1 protein-coding gene is annotated in these 760 nt (G+C 38.0%); it reads right to left on the bottom strand.

Annotated features, from left to right (window positions below):
- Positions 1–760: IS256 family transposase (locus E1I69_RS24265; RefSeq protein WP_136382030.1), on the bottom strand; the 760-nt coding region annotated here is incomplete at both ends.

The following is a 760-nucleotide window of genomic DNA, read 5'->3' as shown; positions in this document are numbered from 1 at the left end:
TAGCATCTTCGAAGCCATCTTCTAAAGTTCGAATTGCTTTCTCCAGTTTTGGATTATCTCCAAAACGTTCAAGAAATTCATCTTTAAACTTTCGGGCATCCTCTACACTAACAGCTTCAAAAATTCTTTTTAAACCTAGTTTTTCTTCATCTATCCCTTTTTTGGGCATTACATTAAAGATATTTCGCTTGAGATGGACTGTACAACGTTGCCAAACAGTTCCGACAAAGACCTCTTTTAGAGCCTTTTTTAAGCCAGCATGTGCATCTGTAATAAACAGTTTAGGTGATTGTACTCCCCTAGATTGTAAGTGATGTAAAAAGGCTTTCCAAGCATCATAGCTCTCTACGTGATCTACTCTTACCCCAAGTATTTCTCGGCGGTTTTCTTCCGTAATGGCAGTAGCGATATAAACAGCTTTTGATACAACACGATTATGTTCGCGCACCTTAATATACATAGCGTCAGCAAAAATATAAGGATAGTATGTCGTATTCAACGGTCGATTTGCCCATGCGTTTACAATTGGATCTAGTTTTTCAGTGAGGGAAGAAACAAAAGACTTTGAAACACTTTCCCCACATAATTGTTGAACAATATTTTTGACTTTTCGAGTAGACACACCGTTTACAACCATTTCTAGCATTGAAAGTACAAATGCTTGATCACAACGTGCATATTTTTCAAACAAGGAAGGTGAAAATCCCCCATTGCGAGTACGAGGAACCCTCAGATTCACCCTACCAATACTCATAATGAG

The sequence above is a fragment of the Bacillus timonensis genome (assembly GCF_004799755.1).
Taxonomy (GTDB): Bacteria; Bacillota; Bacilli; order Bacillales; family Bacillaceae_L; genus Ferdinandcohnia; species Ferdinandcohnia timonensis_A.
Note: the sequence above shows the minus strand (reverse complement) of the source record. Positions and strands in the feature narration are given on the sequence as shown.